Below are 22,206 nucleotides of genomic sequence, written 5' to 3'. Positions count from 1 at the left end.
CTTCTTGGAAACTCGATGTAAATTGGTCGTTGTAGTAAAGTTTCCAAAGAAATCTAATAGTTTTTTAAGGCGCTATTTGCCAACAACATTAATAAAAGGAATATCAATGATGAATGGCGTATTAATTGTAGAAGATGATCCTGTTTTACGTGAAGCACTTGCTGAGACAATGAGTTTAGCAGGGCACTCTTACTTGGCTGCCAAAGATGGTAAAGAAGCATTAGCAATGTTAGAAAAATACAGCCCAGCGGTTGTGCTTACAGACATACGTATGGATAAGCTTGATGGTCAACAATTGCTTAGCGAAATTCAACGGCGCGCGCCTGGTATGCCTGTTATTTTAATGACTGCTTATGGATCAGTTGAGGATGCTGTAAAAGCAATGCAACAGGGTGCTGTTGATTATCTTGAAAAACCATTTAGTGCGCATAAACTTACCGAAAAAATTAATCAATATATGGGTGCTAATACTTATGAAGATGATAATGAACCTATTGCCAGAGATCCTAAAAGCCAGGCTTTACTTTCTATGGCGCTGCGCGTTGCTCAATCTGATGTAGGTGTGATGATTACAGGTGAGAGTGGAACAGGTAAAGAAGTACTTGCTCATTTCATTCATGATCATTCTGTGCGTAGGCAACAACCATTTATTGCAATTAATTGTGCAGCCATTCCAGAACAGATGCTTGAAGCAACGTTGTTTGGTTATGAAAAGGGTTCCTTTACTGGCGCTTATAAATCAACCCCAGGAAAATTTGAACAAGCGCAAGGTGGTACAATTTTATTAGATGAAGTAAGTGAGATGAGTTTAAGTTTGCAGGCCAAACTATTGCGGGTTATTCAAGAAAAAGAAGTTGAACGTATAGGTGCGAATAAGCTTATTAACTTAGATGTTCGAATACTAGCTACTAGTAATCGAGAATTAATAGAAGAAGTAAGATTAGGACGCTTTCGAGAGGACTTATATTACCGTTTAAATATTTTCCCGCTACATTGGTTACCCCTAAGAGAGCGAATTTGTGATATTATACCGTTGGCAAATTATTTAATCCGTCGTCACTGCAAAGGAAAATTAGTAAAAATTCCTTTATTAAGTGAAGAAGCTATTCAGTTACTTTTAAGTTATCCTTGGCCTGGAAATGCTAGAGAATTAGACAATGTAATACAGCGAGCCTTAGTGTTACAAACAAATGGTATAATAAATCCTGCTCATTTACATTTGTCTATGTTAGGAGCAGTTAGGCCTACATCATCTGACGGCATTAAGATGAAAAATTTACAAGAGCATGAATTTGATATCATTGCGCAAACTTTAAAAGCGCACGGGGGTAATCGCCAACAGGCTGCTGCAATTTTAGGAGTAAGTGAGCGTACCTTACGCTATAAGTTAGCAAAAATGCGGGAAGAAGGTTATGTTGTTTAATCAAGAGTTTATTTTAATAAATAGCCTAGGTTTAAGGATTGCATAGGCTCTATTTCTTTATAATTTATTTACTATGTTTTCAAGTCTAAAACCATTTTTATTTAAATTTTTTAAACGTTGTTGGATAATTTTTGCAATTTGCATTACTGCTGTGGCTTTAATGTCTAGTCTTTTTCGTGCTTTAACACCTTGGGCTAAACAATATAAACCGCAGCTAGAACAGCGTTTGACCACACTTCTAGGGGAGCCAGTTACCATTCAACGGATGGAAACTGGCTGGTTTTGGTTTGAACCGGTCATTAAATTAAAAAATATTAATGTTCAAAGCGCTCATAAAATTATTCACTTAAAAAAATTATTAGTGGGTATTAATCTTTTTGAATCACTTAGGCATTGGCAATTACAGCCAGGAATTTTATATGTTGAAGATCTCAACTTAACTTTGCGTCAGTTAAATGATCAATGGCAAGTAGAAGGTTTAACAAATATTAATAAAGATAATACAGTTCTTAGCAATGTTGCTCACGCACCTATTTTAGCTTGGATTCTTGAGCAAAAGAAAATTATCATTAAAAACCTTAACTTACAAGTTTACCTACATGATAAAACGCTTTTACCTTTAAGACACTTTAACTTAACCATTACAAATAATTCAGGTCAATATGCCATCAAGGGAAATGCCTATCTTGCGCAAAAACCCCTCACGTCTTTTGAATTATTAGCAAAAATGCAACTCGACCCTTATAAATTAAATAAAGCACAAGGGCAGGCTTTTTTTGCTGTAAAGCATTTACAACTTACGCAGTGGGATGTGTTTTTACCGCAGTCCAGGACACAAATAAAAAATGGAAAAGCAAATCTTTTATTATGGCTTGATTGGCAAACAGGTCACATAAAACAAATTCAAAGCAAGATTGAGTTAAAGAAATTAGCATGGCTTGATAAACAAACCCAAGTTGAACAAAATCTTCCGTATTTTACAGCGAATTTAGCGTTAAAGCCTACGGAGTTAGGCTGGCAGCTCGCTGGAAATAATATAAAAATGCAGTTAGAAGATGTAAAATGGCCTGCTAATGAATTCTTAATCGACTATAAGTGTAATGAGCAAATCTTTGATATCTATGTGAAAAACCTTATTTTAGAATCATTATTACACATCGTCCCTAATTGGCCTAATCGATTTAATCCAATCCTTGCTGTTATGCCACATGGTTTTTTACAAGATACACGTCTTACACTCAAAAACTCTGAACCTATATTGTTGTTAACTAAATTTAATCATTTAGGTTGGGTAGCTCAAAAATCAATACCGGGGTTACAAAACTTAGCAGGTTATTTATATTGGACACCAAATGAAGGTAGTCTAAAGCTAGATAGTCAGCAGTTAACTTTAAATTTTCTTACTAAACCTTCAATTGAACTTAGTCAACTAAATAGTTCGTTTAATTGGGAAGCTTTAGCTAAAGGTTTACAAGTTAATTTAGAACATTTCATATTGACCAGGCCAGACTTAAAAGTTAAAGCCAAAGGAAATATAAGTAGTATTACTAAGCAGTCAACAGGACAGATTGATTTAAAGGCACAAGTAGTTGCTGAGCATGCGGAGCAATGGTTGCAATACTTGCCCGCGAAATATATGAAACACAAATTAGATTTGTGGCTTAAACAAGATATTAAGCAGATTAAACAAATGATTGCTGAAATGTCTATTCATGGTTTAGCTTCCGATTTTCCTTTTGATGGTAAATCTGGTGAATTTACAATTAAAAGCTATTTAGATGGAATGGATCTACGTTTTGCGCCACATTGGCCTTTACTAACTGATATTCAAGGCTATTTAACTATAAATAAACGTTTACTGGCGGCTAATATTAAACAGGCTAAAACAACAAACAATATCATCATTAAAGATGCTAATTTACAAATTCCGGATATTGGTTTAGATAAAGAAGCATTATTGGTAAGAACAACAATTAATACTACAGCTGATAAAGCTTTAGCTTATGTTCATTCCTCTCCCTTAAAGCAAAAGTTATCCGCTTTAAAAATACTACAGATGACTGGTGATTTAGGTTTAGATTTACAATTAGAACTCCCTTTCTATACTTTACCAGGCCATGATCACGCATTAGTATTGGGCAATTTAGTTTTTAATAAAGACCAGGTAGCTGTAAATCATATTATTAATAATATTAAATTAGATAATTTAGAAGGTTCCTTGCAATTTGACGAGAAGGGTATTCTAAATAGCGGTCTTAATGCAACGATTATGAATTATCCTATTAATTTAATAATTCAATCGGTTCGCAATCCTAACCCATATACCGAAATAAAAATTAAAGCGACTACAACCAGTGATGTTTTAAGAGAAAAATTTAAATTACCATGGCTTTCGCTTTTAGAAGGTGAAGTAAACTTAGAAGGTATTTTAACACTAACCAATGATCCTAACGATCTTGATCATTTGCAAATTAAAACCTCGCTTTTAGGTATGGCAATTAATCTTCCCTCTCCAGTAGGGAAAGCAGCGTCAGCCTTAGCGCCATTAACAATTGATGTTAACTTTAATCCACAAAAAGCGTTACGTTTACGTATTGCTTATGACAATAAATTAAATAGTGATTTATGGTTCTCTTGGTTAAATAACCAATTTCTTTTAGAAAGAGGAGAGATTCGACTAGGTCAGGGCCAAGCTTTTTGGCGTGAGCGTTTGGGTGTGCAAATAATAGGCGCCTTGGATACGTTTAATCTTGAACAGTGGAAAAATGCATTGTCAAATATACCTTTTCATAATAAAAGTACTAATAGTATCTCTGTCAATTCAATTAATCTTTTATTAAAACAAGCAGTATTTGGTAGTCAACGATACCCTAAGCTAAAAATAGAAGCTACAAAAGTAAATAGTAATGAATGGGCCATAAGATTAAATCAACAAAAAATAGCAGCTAAATTACGTTATCAACTAAGAGAGAATAACCTAAGCGGTACTATCACAAGATTAAAGCTGGAAAAACCTGCAACGACCCGTAGTAATCATTTATCTTCAATCAGAATAAAACAAATTCCAAACTTAGATTTAATTATTGAACAATTACAATTTAGTAACTTAAATTTAGGCAGAGCAGCTATCAAAGCAATAGTCAAAAACAATGTCTTGCATGTCAATAATTTTAATTTAAAAACACCCGAGTATATTTTACAAGCTCAGGGTGACTGGCAACAAACAGCAAAAAGCAATTTAACTAGTATGCAAGGATCAATCCATGTTAATAATCTAGCTCAAGCTTTGCATCGTTTTAAAATGAGCCCGGCTGTCGAAGCACATCAAGGCAAGTTAAATTTTAAAGGGCATTGGCCCGGTGGGTTTCAGGATTTTTCCTTACAACATCTTAAAGCCGATTTATCTATTTACTTTAAAAATGGCCGTATTACGAATCTAAGCCCAGAAACAGAAGAGAAATTAGGAGTAGGTAAATTATTAAGCGTTTTAAGCCTGCAAACGATTCCTCGGCGCTTGAAATTAGATTTTAGTGATTTAGCGCAAGATGGTTATAGCTTTGATGAATTTAGAGGTATGTTTGAAATTCATGATGGTATTATGTCTACTGAGCAAAGCCATATCGATGGTCCAGTAGCTTATGCAAGTATGAAAGGTAATCTTGATATTATTAATCAACGCTATAATCTAGATTTAGAAATTGTACCACACATCACGGCAAGTTTACCGATTGTTGCCACCATTGCTGGCGGCCCTGTTATTGGTATGGCAACTTGGGTAGCAAGTAAGATCATAAATCATGGTATGCAGAAGATAAGTGGCTATACTTATAAAATTTCAGGATCATGGAAATCGCCCATTGTTGAGCAAAAGAGTATTAAAAAAGTTAATTTAGCGTCTAACAAATGGTTAAGACAATCATAGACTTCTTTTCTAACTCAGTGAGAAACAAAAGTAGTTGAAAAAGGAAATGAGAAGCCCAGTGTACAAGTTGTGTATAAGAGTTTTTAACACTTTTTTAGTCTAAATTGCTATCAATGTCAGTTAGGAATGAAGTTTAATTAATATGTGTATAGTGGATTATATTAACTATTTAAGCATTGGTATTTACTACTAAACTTGATATAAGAATAAATTAGGATGATTTTATGTGGGGTTCACTTTTAAAGCGCTATTGGCAAGTTATCATTTTGAAAGAAACACCAGCGAACACCCCTCATTCTTTCTTTTTACTAGGTTTAGTTACATTAATTTATCTAACTATTTTAGTTACTCAATGGACAATAGCAGATGTAAAGGGCACTTACAGTCTCACCAATTCTATCTTCACGGGTATGTCTCTTTTGCTATCTTTTGGTGTCTATACAAAAATAATTCTCTATTTGTATAAAAAAGGCAATCGTTTTGCACAAACCGTGACGTCATTATTAATGGTTAATTTAATTATTCACTGCTTGGCTTTTCCTCTTTTATTTATGACTTCTTATTTATTGCAGGCTGATTTCAAGCAAACCAATATGTTATTATTTACATTTATTTATATAATATGCACTTTAATATTAAGTATCTGGCAGTTTATAGCTATAACACATGTTTATCGTTGTGCTTTAGAATTGAGTTTTTTTCCGGCGATGTTAGTTAGTGTTGGCTTGTTAGCAACTAATATTTTAACTGTTTCAATTTGGCGATAAAAAAATGCATTTACATATTTTAGGAATTAGTGGCACGTTTATGAGCGCATTAGCTTTACTAGCACGTGAGGCTGGTCATCAAGTAACAGGATGTGACGCTAACTGTTATCCGCCTGTAAGTGATTTATTAGAAGCAAAAGGTATTCGCTGGTCTGAAGGTTATGAAGACGCTACAGATGCTTTAAAAGCTGATGTTGTTATTGTTGGAAATGCGATTAAAAGAGGCATGCCCGTATTAGAAGCTATCTTAAATGCAGGTAAAAATTATACTTCAGGGCCACAATGGCTTGCAGAAAATATTTTACCTCGTTTTCGTGTTCTAGCTGTTGCAGGAACGCATGGTAAAACAACAACTACATCTATGTTAGCTTATATTTTAGATCAGGCCGGTTTAAATCCTGGTTTCTTAATTGGTGGTGTTGCGCCTAACTTTAATACGAGTGCTAATTTAGGACAAGGTGAATGGTTTGTTATTGAAGCAGATGAATATGATAGTGCTTACTTTGATAAACGGCCAAAGCTTATGCACTATCGGCCTGAAATTGCTATTCTTAATAACTTAGAATTTGATCATGCTGATATCTATGCGAACTTAGAAGCAATACAGCAACAATTTCATTATTATCTAAAAACAATTCCTAACAGAGGTATGGTTATCAAACCAAGAGATGATACAGCTCTAAATGCCGTTATTGCGCTTGGGGTTTTTTCAAATTTAGAAGATACTGCAATTGATGGAAAAGCAAATTGGCGTGCTGAAATATTAGACGATAGTGGGTCGGCATTCCGAGTTTTATATAAGCAAGAAGAAATAGCACAAATCAGTTGGCCTTTAATTGGTCGATTTAATGTGGAAAATGGCTTAGCAGCAATGGCTGCAAGCTATCATGCAGGTGTAAAACCAGAGGTGGCAGCACGTGCACTTGCTTCATTTAAACCAGTAAAAAGACGACTTGAGGTTAGAGCTAATCAGTATGATGTTACCGTTTACGATGATTTTGCACATCATCCAACAGCTATTTCTAAAACGATTCAAGCCTTACGTCAAAGTAAACGCCACAAACGTATTTTTGTTGTTTTAGAATTTGCTTCTTATACTATGCGTTCTGGTGTTCATGCAGAAAGTATGGCAAAAGCGTTAGCTCAAGTGGATAGTGCTTTTATATTAAGCCCCGAGCAATTTGATTTATCAAATTTAGCACATGATTGGACTTGTAATTTTAAAATTCTGCCTAATACACAGGCTATTATCGATGCTGTCGTACAATGTGTTGCGCCAGGTGATGCTGTCGTTGTGATGAGCAATCGTGGCTTTAATAATATTCATCAACAACTTATTCAAAATATTGCAAGCCGTTTTAGTGTGGAGGAACATTTTTCTACTTAAATAATAGCTTTGAGTAAGATGTATTTTGCTCTGCCTATATTTAGCAGTTTTTATCCTTATACTGATAGGCTTACAACTGGTAGTTACTAACTTGCGTGGTGCGACTTTTTGTCTTTCGTACCACGCTACTTAACCCTACAGCTTCTATCGCCAGTCACCAAAAACGGTATCATAAACCTTATTGCTAGGTCTAAAACCTTATCTATAAATGTAAGAACTTCAAGTCTATAGGCGCTACAAACCTTAACTTCAGGGTAGAGTCAGTGCTAAGTTTAGATAAAAGTTAGTACATATATTTAGATAGAATCAGCAACTTGGTTTAAATAGAAGTTGGTATTTAAATTTAAGAAGGAGTTGAGTTAGTGCGTAGTAATAGGTGGGGTTGAGTATAATATAAGCCGGACTTTCTAGACGGATAGGGATCATGCTGTAGCCTAATTTGAATAAGATGTTAGATTTATGGCTATTTAGTGTCTCCTTGCAAATTATGTTATACATTGTTATAAATAAATTGACAGGTAGATTGAGTAACGGTCTAAAAACTTTCTTGAATAAGTCTGATATTCCGCATTTTGTAGCTGCAAAAAGGTTCAAGAAAGTAAAAAATAAGTTCTGTTGAAGATTTAACCTTAGGCTACATGCTTGCATGCTCCAGTAGTGCAAGTAATGACTTGCGGAGGAAATCTAATATGCTAACCTTTGCTCAGTTGCAGCAAAAAGCGGAGTTTTTACCCACAAAGCTGTGCAACTCATATACTAAGCTAGGTACGTTAGGTGGTTTGTTTTGTTCTTGTCTTCCTTTTCTTCCTTCTCAGTTATTTCAAGATGCTAATTTAATTCAACAGGTTGCTAAAAGTCTCAATTACTATACTGTCATAGAAGAAGAAAAATTATCAGTACTGCAAGGTACTTATTTGTATATTTGGGAGCGCTATCAAGATTCACTTCAAAAAGTGCTTAATAAACCTCTTATAGATACTCTAAAGGCTCATTTAGAGATTGATTCAATAGAAGAACTAGATAAATATATCTATGAAGAGAGCTATAAAGCGCTGGAAGATTTTTGCAGTTGGGTATATCGCAATCGTTCTCATCATGAAATAGGTGAATTGTATCGAGCTTTTCCTAATGATATGCAAGCAAACATTCAAATGCGCAATTATCAGCCGCAAGAGGATGATACTTCATCATGGGGTTACACAATAACAAGTTTATTGAGGAATATAGGAATTAATAGGTTATTATAAGGAGATCATATGCCATATGACGCCCCAGAGTTTACATTCTTAAAAAATAAAACTGATAATTTACAGCAATCATTTGCTCAATTAACTAAAAGGTATACTTCTCCTGCCTATCTAGATTTAAGAGAGAAGTTACTAAAGTTAGAGGATTTATATAAAAAGAAATTGAAAGAAAAGCAAAAAGGCCGATGGACTAAGTGCGAACCAGATGAAACCAGACTTGATCAAATTGGCTGTATAACTCAACTAGCTAATAATATGCCAAATGGGCAAACAGCTCCTAATAAAGAAATAAGTTTTGAAAGGGCGCAATCTATCTTAATAGGTTCTAGCTTATATCGTTATGCACGTATTACTCGCTCTTATAACATCCTATTAGGTTTTTTTGGTCAAGCAGATGATAATAGCGCATTGAATATGGCTCTTCATGAAATATTGGGCTTATCGGATGATAACAGTATAGATCCGTTGACATGGGCAAATTGTTGTAGTGATTATCGTAACTATCTTTTAAAAGATGATAATTATACAAGTTACAGTTATATAAATAATGATCCAGATTTTTTTTCTAATTTAGAAAAGATGATTGTAAGAGAACAAATAAAAGCCCAGCCAATGATAAAACAGCTTCAATATATCTTATTTATCCAATCTGTACTTAGAATGATTGATTCCTACCCTCAAAAAGTAATGCAACTCACTAATAAATTAAAAACACATTTAATTAGTCAAAAAGCAAAAATTACTTATCCTTTGGATAAGTCAAAGCTTTTAAGTTTTTTAAAAATCCTTAAAGCTGATAACGATTTATATAATATATTTAATCAATTTTTACCTGAAAATTATTATATTACTATGTTAGAGACTAAGTTAGTCGCAGTTGACGATAATGGAGCTAAGGAGTTGGAAGCTGATATATCCGAAAGAATCACTATTTACTGTCAATATGCTTTGCTAGCAGCATATATTTTGGTTTTGACCAAACTAAATGAAATGCAAAAATTAAATAGTCAATTTTTATATGCTGTTGAATATAATGAAAAAAAACTTATTGATGACTTAAAAAAGTCCTTAAAATTTGCTATTTCAGAACAAGACAGCAATCAAGTAGATGATGATACACGTAATCTGGCTTTAACTTCTTTACAAGTATTTATTGATTTAAATGATCAACTTGTTATTAATACTGAAGCTTGGGGCGGGTTTGAGTTATTTAAAGGGGAATTACATCGACAATTAGTAAATGTAAGACATCGTTTAAGTGAGACTAGTTATACAGATACAACTATAACCCACGTTATGTAAATAAAGTTAACTGTCCGTGTAGATTTTTCCAACCAATTAAGTGAATTACAAACCTTGCAGGTTATCCACAAAATCTGTGGATAACATTGTGTGGAATATGTTTAATGGCTGAATATTAAAGTATAAAGCACTAATTTTTACCTTTATTAATAATACATTGTAAATCAAAGCTCTATTTCAGTAGACCTTAAATTTTGATAAAAATTTACTCAAATTTCATTAAAAATTTACTCTAAGCGCTATACTATTAATAAAAAAGCAAGGAATATCTATGGATAAATATCAAGACCGACAAGCTGCCGGTAAAGTTCTTGCTAAGCACTTAAAGGAATATGCTAACAAAGCTAACACGCTAGTATTAGCACTTCCGCGAGGTGGCGTTCCAGTTGCATATGAAATAGCAAGCGCTTTAAATTTGCCTCTTGATGTATTTTTAGTTAGAAAATTAGGTGTGCCTTGGCACAAAGAGTTAGCAATGGGTGCTATCGCTTCGGGAGGTTGCAAATTTTTCAATCAAGAAGTAATTGAATCATTAGTAATTTCGCAAGATGATATTGATAAAGCCATTCTTAAAGAAGAAAAAGAATTAAAGCGACGTGAAGTACTTTATCGAGACAATCGAGCTTTTCCTAGTTTTTATAATAAAAACATTATTTTAGTTGATGACGGCATTGCTACAGGATCAACAATGCGAGCAGCAATTAAAGCATTAAAAAATAGAAAGCCTGCAAGTATGTTAGTAGCTATACCTGTTGCGGCCTTAGCAACATTCAAAGAAATGACCAGTTTAGTAGATCGGGTGATATGCCCCTTAAAACCTGTGCATTTTTATGCTGTTGGCATGTGGTATGCTCATTTTCCACAGATTTTAGATTTGGAAGTGACAGAATTACTTAAGAAAGCAAACGAAAATTACTTAGCAAATGCTTCATGAGGTAACTTATGGGTTTTCATTCTTTAGACAAAGCAAAGCAAATTACGATATTAACTGCTAATACCACGTTGTCCGGCTTTTTATTTGTTCCTAAAGAGGCGCTAGGGCTTGTTTTATTCGTTCATGGTAGTGGAAGTAGTGCGCGCAGCAGTCGTAATCAATTTGTTGCAAGTCTCTTAAATGAGGCTAAATTAGCTACTCTATTATTTGATTTATTAACACCTCAAGAAGAAAAAGTAGACAATATTACGCGTGAATTACGTTTTAATATTTCTTTTTTAGCAAAACGTTTAATTGAAGTGACTCATTGGAGTTTAAGACAGTTTCCTAGCTTAAATTTAGGTTATTTCGGTGCGAGTACAGGCGCTGCTGCAGCACTTGTTGCCGCAGCCAAAGAGCAAAATTTTATTAAGGCTATTGTTTCTCGTGGCGGACGGCCAGATTTAGCGGGCGATTTTTTATCAGAAGTAAAAGCACCCACGCTACTTATTATAGGTGGTAGAGATAAAGTGGTTATCGATTTAAATCAATTAGCTATGGAACACTTAACGTGCGCTAAGCAATTAGAAATTGTGCCTGGTGCAACCCATTTGTTTGAAGAAAAGGGGGCTTTACCTCAAGTTGCTGAGCTCGCAAAGAATTGGTTTACTACCCATCTTTCTATGTAAGCGGCCTGAATGGAGAAGCCATGGATGCCTACCAAAAAGTTATTCAACTATTAAATGAAGTAATAAAGCCTTTGTCTGGTCATAAGCAAGATTATTCTGAATTGCTTGCAAGAATAGGCGATAGGCGCTTTGTTTTATTAGGGGAATCAACGCATGGCACAGAAGAGTTTTATCAAGCTCGTATAGAAATTACCAAACGTTTAATTGAAGAAAAAGGATTTATGGCCGTTGCTATTGAAGGTGATTGGCCTGACGCCTATGGCATTCATCGCTATATTCAAGGTAAAGGAAATATTAATGATCATGAGAAATCCTTAAGCCGTTTTCAGCGTTTTCCAACCTGGATGTGGCGAAATACCACCATGCCGCCTTTTGTCAAATGGCTGCGAATGTATAACGATAAATTAGCAGCAGATAAAAAAATTGGCTTTTATGGACTTGATTTATATAGCTTAAATACTTCGATTATAGCTGTAATTGATTATTTAATGAAAGTAGATCCTAAGGCTGCCAAGCAAGCGATTGAGCGTTATGGTTGCTTTGAGCATCAACGTTTGGATGCACAATCTTATGGTTATTTAGCTAACTTAGGCATTAAAAAGAAATGTATAAAAGAAGCCTTAGCCGTTTTAGTTGATTTACAACAAAATGCATTTGACTACTTACGTCAAGATGGTGTTCATCTTGAAGATGATTATTTTTTTGCAACACAAAATGCCCGTATTGTAAAAGACGCTGAAAATTACTACCGCTCCATGTTTGAAGGTTATGCTTCTTCATGGAATATTCGTGATCAACATATGGCGGAAACGGTAAACGTTTTAGCTGACTATCTAGAGCGGCGATTGCAAAAACCAGCAAAAATAGTTATATGGGCACATAACTCACATGTTGGTGATGCACGGGCTACCGAACGAATTGAACAGGATGAAATTAATATAGGTCAATTAATAAGAGAGCAACATGATTTAAGTACTTACTTACTAGGTTTTTCTACTTATGAAGGGTTTGTTAGGGCAGCCTCAGATTGGGATCAGCCTGCTGAATGTAAAAAAATAGTACCAGGACTTAAAAGCAGTTATGAAGAATTATTTCACCAGTTAAATTATAAAGATTTTATTCTATATTTATCGGAAAATGAGCAATTAAAGTATTTTTTAAAAATTCCTCGCTTACAACGAGCTATTGGCGTCATTTATAGGCCAGAAACAGAGCGCTTTAGCCATTACTTTTTTACTCACTTAACTAATCAATTTGATTGTTTAATTCATTTTGATAAAACGAGTGCAGTTGAGGAGCTTGAGGTAGAGTAAATAAGCTAATCTAATTGTCAATAAACGTCAATGGCTTCTTCTTAATTATGGTCGTATTATTAAAAAATTTGAAAAATGCTAGCTATTATAGAGAAGTAAAAATCTCCCACCCATGTTTGTTATGTATTAGTCACCTAATGATAAACAGTTGAAAGGCCTAAATAAATGTAAAAGATTAAATTAGGCGTTTTTGCATTAAATAAAGACATAATGATTTATTTTTATAAATAAAGTAAAAAAGCAAGAATTTTAATATTGCCTTAATGATAATTCCATATAATAGCCTTATTAATAAATAAATTGGAAATAAAATGTCCGGCTTAAGCGGAAAAAAAATTAAGAATCTATCTCATATTACTGAACTTGATGGCGATCCATCCATTCCACCTCAAATGGAGGTCAACAGTAATAAGGAGCACCATTTAAGCATTCGTTTACTATGTAGAGCAGAGATTTCATTGGCAATAGGTGCTTTTTTTGGCATGCTCGCTGTCATTTGTATTGTATTTCTACCTATGTCTACTTTTGTATCGCCTGTGGTTATCACATCTACTTTTGTAGCTGTTATATCTGCTATTGCCGCACTAGTTCTCTTATTAATTTCATCTTCCGTGGTTGGCTTAAAAAATAGAATTGTTATAGTACAAGAACCAGTATCCATATATCAGACAATCGCTGAAGCTAACTATATAGAAGAAGAAGTTGCATAATTTAAAACTTAAGCAATTATCATTTAAGCCGAAATAATAATAAACCACACCCCTTTAATAAACATCATAATTAAGTAATACTCTACTATAGTTATATTTATTTAGCTTTTTAAATATTGCAGCATTAGGGATATAAATTAATTAAATATGAAAAATACGGATAAAAAAAGGGACGTTACTTTAGGCTCAACTATTGCTGCATTAGGGGTTGTCTATGGTGATATAGGTACAAGTCCTCTATACGCATTGCGTGAGTCGATAGGCGGCCTACCAGTCAATGTAGTTGACGTTTTAGGAATCTTATCCCTAATTTTTTGGTCATTGGTTATCATTATTTCGATTAAATACTTAACTGTTGTTTTTCGGGCAGATAATAATGGCGAAGGTGGTATACTGGCTTTACTTGCTCTTTTAAAACAGAAAAGTACTAAACACGAAAAATTTTTTTATTTATTAGCTATTTTTGGTGCTGGCTTACTTTTAGGCGATGGTATGCTAACACCTGCTATTTCGGTTATGTCGGCTGTGGAAGGTTTAAAAACTTTTGCGCCTGAACTTGATAGTTATATATTACCTATCTCATTTTCTATTCTTTTTGTGTTATTTCTTGTTCAAGAAAAAGGTACAGGTAAGATAGGCGCAATATTCGGGCCTATTATTTTTATTTGGTTTATTACCATTGCTAGTTTAGGCATTTCCCAAATCATTCAAAATCCTAGTGTGTTACGCGCAATTAACCCTTATTACGCCATTCACTTTTTAAAGAGCTCAGGTTGGCAGGGTTATTTTTTATTAGGCGGGGTTTTCTTAGTCGTAACGGGAGGAGAAGCTTTATATGCTGATATTGGTCATTTTGGTAAAAATTCGATTCGTATAAGTTGGTTTAGTGTCGTGTTTCCTAGTTTAATTTTAAATTATTTTGGTCAAGGCGCTTATTTACTAACAAATCCTAAGGCTATTAGTAATCCTTTTTTTATGATTGCACCTACTTGGTTTGGTATTCCCCTTTTAGTGATTGCAACCTTAGCAACAATCATTGCCTCACAAGCGGTAATCACAGCAACTTTTTCACTTGCCAGGCAAGCCGTATTGCTTGGCTTTTGCCCACGTATTCAGATTGTTCATACTTCTAAGGAATATCAGGGACAAATTTATGTACCTCAAATTAATTTTATCTTAGCAGTGGGTACCTTTTTTCTACTATTAACTTTTAGAAGTTCAAGTAACTTAGCTCATGCCTATGGTATCGCTGTTAACTTAGACATGTTGTTAATTAGTTTAATGGTTGGTTATACAGCTTTGCACATTTGGAATTGGTCTTGGCCTAAAGTTCTTCTCATTTTTAGTGTATTTGTTTTCATTGATTTATCTTACTTAGGCGCTAATTTACATAAATTTTTAACTGGGGGCTGGGTTCCGGTCTCTTTTGCCTTAGTAATAGGCTTTATTATGTATACCTGGACTAATGGTTTAGAGTATTTAAGAAACAATGTTTATCATAAGAAAGAAGATTTATCTAAAATACTTAAGCAATTAAATTATAGGAAACTACATCAATTAAGTGGGGTTACTTCCATTTTTATTACTGATATCTATGATAAAAGTGGCGGTAGCTTTCTCCATTTCTTAAAGCTTAGTCATGCAATGCCAGAACATGTACTTATTGTAAGTTATACGGTAGAAAATATCCCTTATGTGCATTATAGTAGGCGCTATGAAGTTAACTGCCTTAATGACAAAGTTTGCAAATTAGTTTTACACTATGGGTTTATGGACAACATATCAATTCCAGCAGCACTGAATCATGCCAATATTAGGCGAGTTTTACCCTTTTTAATTAATGTTGATATTGCTACTTTCATTGTTGAAGTTCCAAATATTTTTGCCTCCAAAAAGAAACGTACACTAATGTTTCATTTTCAAGAGAAAATTTTTGAATTCTTAATGCGTAATTATTCAGCAAATTTGAATATTGATTTTTATGATATACCTCATAATCGCACCATGGCTATTGGTGCATATTATATTCTTTAAATGTTAGTATAATTTTTATCTTGGCATGATTTTATTGTATAGCTAATGCATGTATTTCCCGCGTAGGCGGGAATCCATTGGGAAATTAGCCTTGATATTAATTGAGGGATAGATCCCCGACTACTCGGGGATAACAACGAATTTTTAAGTGATAATATAGACACATTTTTATTATAATTAGCTTTCAAACTTATTCACGTAACAATACCTCTCGGCATTGCCTAGATAAATTTTCTATTCAACACCAACTGTGACTTTACCTGCCGTATAAGAATGTGCGCCGATACCAGCCAGTCTACCTGCATTAACTACTAAATAGTCATGGCGAATAGGTCGATTGCTAAACCAGCATTCTAGTATCTCTCGAGTTCCTGCTGCATAGCGAGCTTGTGCTGACAACGAAGTTCCTGAGATATGTGGCGTCATGCCATGGTTTGGCATATAACGCCATGGATGATTAAAAGGAGCTGGCTGTGGGAACCAAACATCTCCAGCATAGCCTGCAATATGCCCCTCTTTAACAGCTTGTTCAATTGCTGCAGCATCACAAATTTTACCGCGAGCTGTGTTAATTAAATAGACACCGCGCTTCATCTTCTGAATTAAGGCTTCATTAAATAAATGTTCTGTTTCAGCGTGAAGGGGAATATTGATAGTAACTACATCACAAAGTGGTAGCATTGTTTGTAAATCAGCATGATAAACAAGGCCTAACTCTTGTTCTTTTTCAAGTGGTAATCGATGTTTATCGGTATAATGCATTTTAACATCGAATCCTTTAAGCCGCTTCATAACGGCGGTTCCAATACGGCCGGCGCCCACTGAACCAATAACCATACCTTCAACATCATAAGAACGAGATACGCAGTCAGCAATATTCCAGCCGCCATTGACAGCCCACTGATAAGAAGGAATGTAGTTTCTAACAAGTGTTAGAATAACCATAACAACATGTTCAGCTACACTAATACTATTTGAATAAGTAACTTCAGTAACGGTTATGCCTTTAGCCATTGCTGCTTGTAAGTCAGTATGATCAGATCCAATACCAGCTGTAATAATTAACTTAAGATTTTTAGCTGTTTCTAGTCGTTTAGCAGTTAAATAAGCAGGCCAGAAGGGTTGTGAAATAACAATGTCAGCATCGGGCAGTTCCTTTTCAAAAGTTGAATTAGGACCTTCCTTATCACTAGTAACAATTAAAGTATGACCGTGTTCTTCAAGGAATTTACGTAATCCTAATTCACCTGAAACACTGCCTAAAAGTGTACCTGGCTTAAAATCTATGTGACTTGGATTAGGCACTAAGCTACCATCAGGGTAGTGTGTTATAAAGGGTAAATCATCACGAGGATAGGTGGTAGGGTAACCATTAACTGGATCTTCATAAAGGACACAAAGTACTTTTGCCATAGATTTCTCCCTAGACATATTTTTATTTAATAAAAATTAACTCTCGGTTAATTTTGATGTTTATCCTAAGCTTGGCATATACAAAGTCAAGAAAAATATTAGACTTCTTTGGAAACTCTATTGCAAAGACGGTGAAGGTAGGTTGGGCTAAGCCTAGCGCAATCCAACATTTTTCGTCATAAGACGTATAGTATATTCCTGATTTATTGGGTTGTACGTCGTTTAGCTGATAGCGATTAAGTAGCCTGGGTGCAGGCCCATAGGGCCGGAACCCGGGTTTCACTTCGTTGCACCCAGGCTACTTATTTTATTTTTAATTAACTTTTTAAAATTTAAGCTTTCGATAAATAAAAAAGCAAATGCAGGTTGGGCTAAGCCTAGCGCAGCCCAACAATTTTAGTCAGAAGGTACGTAGATGCTGCATCATTTGTTGGGTTGCACTGAGTTTAGCCCAACCTATGTTTTTTAGTTACGCAATTCTAGAGCTAATTACGTCTCTAGCTCCTGCGTAGGAATAGGGTAGAATATAGAGCATAAATAAGTACGGTTTAATCAAATAATTCTAAAACTTTTTCAGGTGGTCGTCCAATAACTGCTTTACCTTTAAAGGTAACAATAGGACGTTGCATTAATGCAGGCTCTTCTTCCATTGCCTGTAGTATTTTGTCTTCTTCATTTAATGATAGTCCCAACTCTTTAAAGGATTTATCTGTGGTTCGTACAAAATCTTCAAGTTTAAAATATGAACGCAAACTCTTTAATTGATTAAACGTAAGTGGTGTTTTTAGATATTCAACAACAGTAGGCTTAAAACCTTTATCTTCTAATATTTCTAAGGCTTTCCTCGATTTTGAACAAAGTGGATTATAGTAAATAGTAATTTCTTGCATAGTATTCGTTGCTTTTTTTAGTGGTAGTTTTTCTAAAATTATTAGATAACGTTATAGAGCAAGCTGCTATTAATAGCAGCTTGCTCTATACATATTTACTCATCATCCCAGCTTAATGTTCCACCAGCTTGATACTCAATAACGCGCGTTTCAAAAAAGTTTTTCTCTTTCTTTAAATCCATAATTTCACTCATCCAAGGGAATGGATTCTCCGCGCCTGGATATTGTTCAGGTAAGCCAATTTGGTTTAAACGTCGATTGGCTATAAACTGAAGGTACTCTTCAAACATATCGGCATTCATACCTAAAATACCATGAGGCATAGTATCTTTAGCATAAGTATATTCAAGCTCAACACCTTCTTTTATTAGTTGAATAATTTCTTCTTTAAATTCAGGTGTCCATAAATGAGGATTTTCAATTTTAATTTGGTTAATGACATCAATACCAAAATTCATATGCATAGATTCATCACGTAAAATATATTGGAACTGTTCTGATGTCCCAACCATCTTATTACGGCGACCCATTGAAAGAATTTGTGTAAAGCCTACATAAAAGAAAATACCTTCAAAGACTACATAAAAAGCAATTAAATCGCGTAATAAGCGTTGATCATTTTCCGGTGTACCGGTATGAAAGTTAGGATCGCTTAAACTTTGAGTAAATGGAAGTGCCCACGCTGCTTTCTTAGCTACTGAAGGAATTTCCCGATACATATTAAATACAGCGGCTTCATTTAAACCTAAACTTTCAATAATATATTGATAAGCATGGGTATGAAGAGCTTCTTCAAATGCCTGTCTTAATAAATATTGTCGGCATTCTGGATTGGTAATATGACGATACACTGCTAAGACTAAATTGTTAGCAACTAATGAATCTGCGGTTGAGAAAAAACCTAAATTACGAAGAATGATTAACCGCTCATCTTCTGTTAAGCCATTTGGATCTTTCCATAATGCAACATCAGGACTCATGTTAATCTCATTTGGCATCCAATGATTTGCACAAGCGGTTAAGTATTTATCCCATGCCCAAGTATATTTAAAAGGAACGAGCTGATTTAAGTCAGCTCGGCAGTTGATAATTTGCTTATCATCTACTTGAATACGATCTGCGCCCATTTCTAAGGGCTCAAGACCTGTGGCATGTAATACATTTTCTGTAGCCATAGTTGGTTCACTCTGTAACTCTGCCATTTATTTTCCTCCTATTGGCAAGCTTCGCAGTCTGGATCGAGGATTGAACACACTTTAGGTTCTTCGATCTTCACTGCATTTAAAGCGCCATCATGAATAGTTGATTTTTCAGCATTACTAGCACCTAAACTACGTAAGTAATAAGTTGTTTTTAAGCCGCGTAACCATGCCTGCTTATATAGTTGATCAAGCTTTTTACCGGATGGTTTAGCCATATAGATATTTAATGATTGTGCCTGATCAATCCATTTTTGTCGTCTTGATGCAGCTTCAATTAACCACATTGGATCAACTTCAAAAGCGGTAGCATAACGTGCTTTAAGTTCTGTTGGAATTCGATTAATAGGCTGAACGCTACCATTGAAGTATTTTAAGTCATTAACCATGACTTCATCCCATAAGTTTAATGCTTTTAACTCAGCAACTAAATAAGGATTAATAACAGTAAATTCGCCTGAAAGGTTAGATTTGACATATAAGTTTTGGTAAGTTGGCTCAATCGATTGTGACACACCACAGATATTAGAAATAGTTGCTGTAGGTGCAATGGCCATCACATTAGAGTTACGCATACCTTGGGTGCGAACTTTAATTCTTAAGCTTTCCCAATCCATTCGTTGCGATCTATCTTGTTCTAAATATTTATCACGCGATTGTTGTAATAAATTAATAGAATCAATTGGTAGAATACCTTTACTCCATAACGAGCCTTCATAACTTGAATAACTACCGCGTTCTTGCGCGAGTTCACAAGACGCTTCTATTGCGTAATAGCTAATCATTTCCATAGAAACATCAGCAAATTCTACTGCTTCTTCGGAGGTATAATTAAGTTTCAATTCATAGAGTGCGTCTTGAAATCCCATTAACCCTAAGCCAATTGGCCGATGTTTTAAATTAGAATTACGTGCTTGTGGAACAGAATAAAAATTGATATCAATCACGTTATCAAGCATTCGGATTGCTGTTTTAATGGTACGTTTTAACTTTTCCTCATCAATTTTACCATCTGTTAAATGTGCTGGTAAGTTTAAGCTACCTAAATTACACACTGCAATTTCATTAGCCGAGGTATTTAAAGTAATCTCTGTACAAAGATTTGAGCTATGAACAACACCAATATGCTGTTGCGGCGAGCGTAAATTACATGGATCTTTGAAAGTAAGCCATGGATGGCCAGTTTCAAATAACATCGATAGCATCTTACGCCATAATGTTACCGCTGCAATTGTTTTAGCATTTTTAATTTCACCACGTGCTGCTTTTGCTTCCGCTCTAATATAAGCTGCTTCAAAAGCTTGACCATAAACCTCATGTAAATCAGGTGCTTCGTCAGGTGAGAAAAGTGTCCATTGACCTTCTTCATGAACACGTTTCATAAATAAGTCAGGAATCCAAACCGCTGTATTCATATCATGCGTACGACGTCTATCGTCACCTGTGTTTTTACGCAGTTCCAAAAATTCTTCAATATCACGATGCCAGCACTCAAGATATGCACATACAGCACCTTTACGCTTACCGCCTTGATTAACTGCAACGGCTGTAGAGTTAACTACATTTAAGAAAGGTACAACACCTTGGGATTTACCATTGGTGCCTTTAATATGTGAACCCATGGCACGCACTGGCGTCCAATCGTTACCTAAACCGCCAGCGAATTTGGACAATAGAGCATTATCTTTAATAGCGCTATAAATACCGTCTAAATGATCAGGAACAGTTGTTAAATAGCAACTTGATAATTGTGGTCTAACTGTACCTGCATTAAAAAGGGTAGGTGTAGAAGACATGTAATCAAATGAAGATAGCAATAAGTAAAATTCGATTGCTTTTTCTTCCCTGTCTTGCTCGCGAATAGCAAGTCCCATAGCCACTCGCATAAAGAAAGCTTGCGGTAATTCATAACGTACGCCATTTTCATGAATAAAATAACGATCATAGAGTGTTTGCAAACTTAGATAAGTAAACTGCATATCTCGTTGTGGCAATAAAGCCTGAGCCAATTTATCTAAATTAAATTCACCTAATTTGCTATCAAGTATTCCTTGCTTAATGCCTTGCTCTATAAACGCTTTGAAATAAGAAGGATAGAGCTTAGCCATTTCGTCAAAGGTAGCCTCAGCCTGAATATCGAGTTTATTTAAGGCTTCACTACGTAGGCTATCAAGTAATAAACGTGCTGAAACATACGTATAATTTGGCTCTTTTTCTACTAAAGTACGTGCTGCCATAATAAGGGCGCGATGTACATCCTCTAGTTTCGCTTGATTATAAAGATTGCGTAGCGCGTCTTTAACAACAGGCTCAGGATTAACATTCTCAAGATCGCGGCAAGCTTCTTCTACAATAGTGTTTACTCGAGCCATATCTAATGGCCTAGCTTCACCATCAGGCATGATAATTAGTGGAACTTTACTATCTTTAGCTTGTTGTTGTTTTGCAGCTTCGCGTGCTTTACGATGTTCTTCTCGATAAAGTACATAGGAGCGAGCCACTTTATAGTGGTGGTTGCGCATTAATGCTAATTCAACTTGATCTTGTATATCTTCAATATGAATTGTTCCACCTGCAGGCTGGCGTCGTTTGAGCGCTGCCGTAACTTGCTCTGTAATTTCTTCAATTTGTTGATGAATGCGATTAGAGGCTACTGCATTATTGCCTTCTTCAGCAATAAATGCCTTGGTAATGGCTACTTTGATTTTACTATCATCATAACTAACTACTTTGCCATTGCGCTTAATTACTTTAAGTACACCTGGCGCATTTGTAGTTAGCTCTATTTGATTAATATAAGGCATAGTATCTACCGATTGCTCTGACATACGTTCTCCATTCTATTTAATGAAGAAATCATAACTTAAGTATAGCACAAACACAATATATAGCGTTATTTTTAAGTTTAATAAACTATATATTGTGTTTTTCCTGTAAAAAACTTGTGGATAACTTGTAGATAGTCGAAAAATTCTTTTTAAAATAAGGCTTAAAATA

16 protein-coding genes are annotated in these 22,206 nt (G+C 34.9%); 11 read left to right on the top strand and 5 right to left on the bottom strand.

Going from position 1 to position 22,206, the window contains the following annotated elements; translation table 11 throughout:
- Nucleotides 1–106: 106 nt before the first annotated feature.
- From DYH30_RS09965 to DYH30_RS09915, 11 genes are all read left to right on the top strand, one after another.
- Nucleotides 107–1,423, top strand: a complete 1,317-nt coding sequence (locus tag DYH30_RS09965; protein WP_278043117.1) for a sigma-54-dependent transcriptional regulator — start codon at nucleotides 107–109, stop codon at nucleotides 1,421–1,423.
- Nucleotides 1,424–1,496: 73 nt separating this feature from the next.
- Nucleotides 1,497–5,345, top strand: a complete 3,849-nt coding sequence (locus DYH30_RS09960; protein ID WP_115331517.1) for a YhdP family protein — start codon at nucleotides 1,497–1,499, stop codon at nucleotides 5,343–5,345.
- A gap of 224 nt (nucleotides 5,346–5,569) precedes the next feature.
- The gene (locus tag DYH30_RS09955; protein ID WP_115331516.1) at nucleotides 5,570–6,112 is read left to right on the top strand and encodes a hypothetical protein; all 543 of its coding nucleotides are present in this window, start codon (nucleotides 5,570–5,572) and stop codon (nucleotides 6,110–6,112) included.
- A 4-nt stretch (nucleotides 6,113–6,116) separates the two neighbouring features.
- Nucleotides 6,117–7,499, top strand: a complete 1,383-nt coding sequence (gene mpl, locus DYH30_RS09950; protein WP_115331515.1) for a UDP-N-acetylmuramate:L-alanyl-gamma-D-glutamyl-meso-diaminopimelate ligase — start codon at nucleotides 6,117–6,119, stop codon at nucleotides 7,497–7,499.
- 689 nt (nucleotides 7,500–8,188) lie between these two features.
- Entirely contained in the window at nucleotides 8,189–8,746 is a 558-nt protein-coding gene (locus tag DYH30_RS09945) for a hypothetical protein (RefSeq protein ID WP_115331514.1), read from the top strand.
- 9 nt (nucleotides 8,747–8,755) lie between these two features.
- Nucleotides 8,756–10,048 carry a hypothetical protein gene (locus DYH30_RS09940; protein WP_115331513.1) on the top strand — a complete coding sequence of 431 codons (1,293 nt, stop codon included), beginning with the start codon at nucleotides 8,756–8,758 and terminating at the stop codon, nucleotides 10,046–10,048.
- A 271-nt stretch (nucleotides 10,049–10,319) separates the two neighbouring features.
- Entirely contained in the window at nucleotides 10,320–10,982 is a 663-nt protein-coding gene (locus tag DYH30_RS09935; RefSeq protein ID WP_115331512.1) for a phosphoribosyltransferase, read from the top strand.
- Between the two features lie 8 nt (nucleotides 10,983–10,990).
- A complete protein-coding gene (locus DYH30_RS09930; protein ID WP_115331511.1) occupies nucleotides 10,991–11,650 on the top strand; it encodes a dienelactone hydrolase family protein in 660 nt (219 codons plus the stop codon).
- Between the two features lie 20 nt (nucleotides 11,651–11,670).
- On the top strand, nucleotides 11,671–12,963 hold the full coding sequence (locus DYH30_RS09925; RefSeq protein WP_115331510.1) for an erythromycin esterase family protein: 1,293 nt from the start codon (nucleotides 11,671–11,673) through the stop codon (nucleotides 12,961–12,963).
- A gap of 311 nt (nucleotides 12,964–13,274) precedes the next feature.
- The gene (locus DYH30_RS09920; protein WP_115331509.1) at nucleotides 13,275–13,673 is read left to right on the top strand and encodes a hypothetical protein; all 399 of its coding nucleotides are present in this window, start codon (nucleotides 13,275–13,277) and stop codon (nucleotides 13,671–13,673) included.
- Between the two features lie 147 nt (nucleotides 13,674–13,820).
- On the top strand, nucleotides 13,821–15,707 hold the full coding sequence (locus DYH30_RS09915; RefSeq protein ID WP_115331508.1) for a potassium transporter Kup: 1,887 nt from the start codon (nucleotides 13,821–13,823) through the stop codon (nucleotides 15,705–15,707).
- Between the two features lie 234 nt (nucleotides 15,708–15,941).
- Here the strand turns inward: DYH30_RS09915 and DYH30_RS09910 are convergent, their stop codons facing one another.
- From DYH30_RS09910 to DYH30_RS09895, 5 genes are all read right to left on the bottom strand, one after another.
- Complete coding sequence (locus DYH30_RS09910; RefSeq protein ID WP_115331507.1) at nucleotides 15,942–17,120, bottom strand: NAD-dependent formate dehydrogenase; 1,179 nt, start codon at nucleotides 17,118–17,120, stop codon at nucleotides 15,942–15,944.
- Nucleotides 17,121–17,142: 22 nt separating this feature from the next.
- Nucleotides 17,143–17,403 (bottom strand): hypothetical protein, encoded by a 261-nt coding sequence (locus DYH30_RS17845; RefSeq protein ID WP_131740619.1) that lies wholly within the window; start codon nucleotides 17,401–17,403, stop codon nucleotides 17,143–17,145.
- A 265-nt stretch (nucleotides 17,404–17,668) separates the two neighbouring features.
- Nucleotides 17,669–18,010, bottom strand: coding sequence for an arsenate reductase (glutaredoxin) (arsC, locus tag DYH30_RS09905; protein WP_115331506.1), 342 nt, complete (start codon nucleotides 18,008–18,010; stop codon nucleotides 17,669–17,671).
- Between the two features lie 95 nt (nucleotides 18,011–18,105).
- Nucleotides 18,106–19,212, bottom strand: coding sequence for a ribonucleotide-diphosphate reductase subunit beta (locus tag DYH30_RS09900; protein ID WP_115331505.1), 1,107 nt, complete (start codon nucleotides 19,210–19,212; stop codon nucleotides 18,106–18,108).
- An 11-nt stretch (nucleotides 19,213–19,223) separates the two neighbouring features.
- Nucleotides 19,224–22,013, bottom strand: coding sequence for a ribonucleoside-diphosphate reductase subunit alpha (locus DYH30_RS09895; RefSeq protein ID WP_423202815.1), 2,790 nt, complete (start codon nucleotides 22,011–22,013; stop codon nucleotides 19,224–19,226).
- Nucleotides 22,014–22,206 lie beyond the last annotated feature (193 nt).

Origin of the sequence: Legionella busanensis (genome assembly GCF_900461525.1) — a bacterium.
Lineage (GTDB): Bacteria > Pseudomonadota > Gammaproteobacteria > Legionellales > Legionellaceae > Legionella_C > Legionella_C busanensis.
The sequence above is the reverse complement of the archived record's forward strand: the minus strand, read 5'-3'. Positions and strand labels throughout refer to the sequence as shown.